This window comes from Candidatus Clostridium helianthi (assembly GCF_045310795.1).
GTDB classification, from domain to species: Bacteria; Bacillota; Clostridia; order Clostridiales; family Clostridiaceae; genus Clostridium; species Clostridium helianthi.
In genome coordinates this window covers 1-3,784 of sequence record NZ_JBJIAB010000085.1, presented here as the reverse complement: position 1 = coordinate 3,784, position 3,784 = coordinate 1, and the positions used below count along the sequence as shown (strand labels likewise).

Genomic DNA, 3,784 nt, shown 5'->3' with positions numbered 1-3,784 from the left:
ATAAAAATTGCTGGTTTACTTAAATGTATTTATCTTATTCTGTTCAATTTTCAAAGACCAATTTTTCTTTCTTACAACTACTGTTGTAATGTTTTGTTGTTATCTGTCGTTTCTGACAGCTTACTCAGTATATCACCGCTTTCGAAGCTTGTCAACAACTTTTCAAAAAACTTTTTGAACTCATTTTTCAGTAGTTCTATTAGCTTCAAGTTATTAATTTTGCATCTCTTAGCGAGGATTTTATCATATCATCACCATTCCACATTGTCAACAACTTTCGTAGAAAACTTTTAATTTCTTCTTTATTAAAATTTTTTCAAGACTTAAGTTGTTTTGTTTATGTCTATTAGCGACGTGTTTTATCTTAACATCTCTACTGTTTACATATTATTTATTTTATTGGCATTAAGTATGATTATTCCTATTCTTCTCTATAATCCACTATTATTCTAACTTTTATGCATATTGATACGCTAGCAATAGTTGTCCAAAGATTTAATATCATTTATTATATATTTAAACATTTGTATTGCACTCTCATATCTCTCTAATAAGCCCTGATAATCTGAGTTATAAAAATGCTATAACATCTTTATTTTTAATCTTTCTAATAAAGTCACTTAATTTGAGTCAAAAATACATTACACATTCAACTTTTTATCATTCTTGAATATCTCAACGATTTCTAAACAGCACTTTTAATTTTGCTTTTCGTATAATTGCCCAATTCTGATTTCACAGAAAATATTTTTAAAACAAACATTAATATTCCTGAAATTATTGAAATAAAAAATATTAAAAACCATAATGTTTTATATCCATAAACTTGAATATATGCTCCAGAAAAAAAAGTACTAAGCGCTGTACCTAGAAATCTGCCAAGATTCATTATTGCATTTAATCTGGCTCTATAATTGCTTGGACTATTATTTGCCATATAAACACCTGAGCTTATTGAACTTAAAATTTCTCCTAAAGTCCATATTATTGTGGAAATAATAAAAAAATTGAAATTATCAATATATCCTATCATTCCAAATCCTATAGCATATAATATTCCCGTAAAAGCCATATTAGTTAACTGATGATTTCTTTTAGTTATAAAACCTATAAAAATTGTAAGAACTAAAACAGTTACAGCATTTATACTCATAATGTAGCCCAAAAGTTTAGCACTTTCATTATTAAATTGAGCATTTAAAGTTATAGGTAAAGAAAACTTATGCTGAGCATAAATAAAGTTATATACCATATATAAAACTAGAAATAAACTTAATGCTGGCCTTTTCCAAAGCATTTGAAACGTATTTCCCTTTTCTGCTATTTCAGATTTACTTTCAACCTTTAATTTACTATTTACCTGATAAGTCTCTTTGATATTTTTCCATACCAAAAAGACTGCTATTAAAGAAGTTAGTGTATCCCCTAAAAATAACAATGGTAAAAGATTATTAAATAAAAAACCTGCTATTATTGGTCCAATTGCAACTCCTGCATTTATCGCTAGGTAGTTAAGAGAAAATCCAGCTTGTCTTTCTTCCTTAGAAAGTATATCTTGAATCATTGATTGAAATGCTGGACGTACAAAACCATTAAAAAATGTACTTATCAATAAACACATTATAGTAATCGAAACACTTTTAGTAAAAGCACAAGGTATTAATGTTACTGCTGCTATACTTTGTGCATATGTATATATTTTTTTTCTCCCAAACATATCTGATATCTTTCCACCTAAAATGGATGCTGGTATGCCCACAACAGATGATAATGTAACTATAACTCCAGTTGCTGCAGCTGTCATTCCAATTTTTTGAGTAAGATATAATGCGAGAAATGGTACTACAAAATCTCCAAGTCTGTTAATGAGTGTAGCAAAACATATCACATACATTTCCTTTGGTAATCCTTTATAATTATTAATGAAATCTTTCATTTGTTATGCCCCCTTTCTTAATATATTTTACCTATAAAATCCTTAAATTTCAAAACATTCCTACTAAATAATTTTTATATAAATTACCATTTTAATGCTATAATTTTATCTATATTTCAATATTTTAGTCAAATATGATTATTATCTTTTTATTTATTGGATCCTATTTTATGACATTTGCATTAGAAGTATTAGGTTAATATTTAGAAGAATATATAAAGAAGCTAATAAACTTTATAAGGAATTAATGAATATATAAATAGTTATATGATACTGTCTACATCAGAAGCTATCACTATCGGATTTTAACCTGATAGTGATAGCTTCCTCTCCTTTAAACTAAGCAGTAGTTAAAATTTCACAAAATAGTTCATCACAGATTTTTCTTTAAATCCACACGATTTATATAAATTAAGTGCCCTACTATTTTTATCAGCTACATCTAATTCTACTTGCTTTATATCTTTTTCACTTATTAATTTTAAAGCTGCCTTTAGTACTGCTCTTCCATAGCCTTTTCCTCTAAACTCTGGTAACACGCCAAAACCCAATATGAAAGCTGAGTAATCATTATATTCAATATGAATTTTACCTATGACTTCATTGTCTAATTCAGCTATATAGGCATTTTTTATTCTTGATTCATCTTCCTCAATTTGTTCAGTTTCTTCTTCAGCTAAAACTTTGAAACTTTCATTTTCCTCCTTATCAGAAAAATAAATCAAGTCTTGTCTTGATAATTCCTTCTTATCTGATGCCTTTGCTTTTCTTAAATTAATAGGAAATAAATTTTCTAAAAAATGCTGACTTATTAATTCCATCCCATATTCAGAAAAATCGTATTCTCCTCCTACTGCTTTTATAAATTCATTTCCAGATTTAGATTTACCATCTGTTAATAATAATATCTTCTTAAAACCATTCCTACTACATTCATCTATTGCAAGGTCAAAGAGTTTTTTAAAGATACCTTTTCTCCTCCACTCTGGATGAGTCATTCCATTAAGCTCAGCTATATTTCCTCCAAAACATGAAATTCCAAGATAAGCAACTAAAACATCATCTACATAATATAAAAATTCATTTAATCTCTTCTTTGATGTTTCTGAATTTTTATTCATTTCTAATTTAAAGTCTACTTCCAACTTTAAATTTACTTTATCCTTTGAAGTTATGATTTCTTGAAGTTCATTTATATCTTTATATTCTTTTTCACCTATATATTGCTTCATAGTTATTATATGATTTACTTCTTTCATTTTAAAATCTCCTTTTTGCTTGCTTTTGAAATTTTTAAATTTTTCATAGATTTTAATTTTAAATTCTTCATTGCACATCTCTCCTTTTTGATTGCTGATCTTATCATGTACTATTGATATTCCTGAATATCTAAAAATGGACAGAAAAATCCCGCAGACACAAACCTATAAATGGCTTCTATCTACGGGCATTATAAAAACAGGCAAACCTGTTATGATATTCATCCTTAATAGTACACATATTTATGAAAGGTTATCTAAATTCTGCGAAAATATAACACAAATAAAAGCTACAACTACCATAAGAATGTATTTCCGCTCATATTTAGTTTTAAACAGCAATCACCTTTACACTCTTTATCATATTACCATTTCTCCTTTCATAAGACTTACTATATTTTTACAATAAATCCTTCAATAAATTAACATTATCATATGCAAAAATATTTGTCAATTAATTCAAATTTATTATTCTATTCTTCATTAAAATTAGTAATCACATTTTTTATGCAAAATAAAAAAAGATAGTTATTACAACTATCTTTTTTGCTTACCTCGCAACGTCCTACTCTGCCACACAGTCTCCCAT

Annotated in this window: 2 protein-coding genes; both read right to left on the bottom strand. The window is 27.1% G+C overall.

What is annotated here, in order from left to right:
- Positions 1–685 precede the first annotated feature (685 nt).
- The gene (locus ACJDTP_RS27190) at positions 686–1,936 is read right to left on the bottom strand and encodes an MFS transporter (RefSeq protein ID WP_406762978.1); all 1,251 of its coding nucleotides are present in this window, start codon (positions 1,934–1,936) and stop codon (positions 686–688) included.
- A gap of 350 nt (positions 1,937–2,286) precedes the next feature.
- Complete coding sequence (locus tag ACJDTP_RS27185) at positions 2,287–3,195, bottom strand: GNAT family N-acetyltransferase (RefSeq protein WP_238949055.1); 909 nt, start codon at positions 3,193–3,195, stop codon at positions 2,287–2,289.
- Between the last annotated feature and the right edge of the window lie 589 nt (positions 3,196–3,784).

What these genes read in the sequence shown, in the direction of transcription:
- ACJDTP_RS27190 (WP_406762978.1), bottom strand. Translation starts at nt 1,936, where the DNA reads ATGAAAGATTTCATTAATAATTATAAAGGATTACCAAAGGAAATGTAT.
- ACJDTP_RS27185 (WP_238949055.1), bottom strand. Translation starts at nt 3,195, where the DNA reads ATGAAAGAAGTAAATCATATAATAACTATGAAGCAATATATAGGTGAA.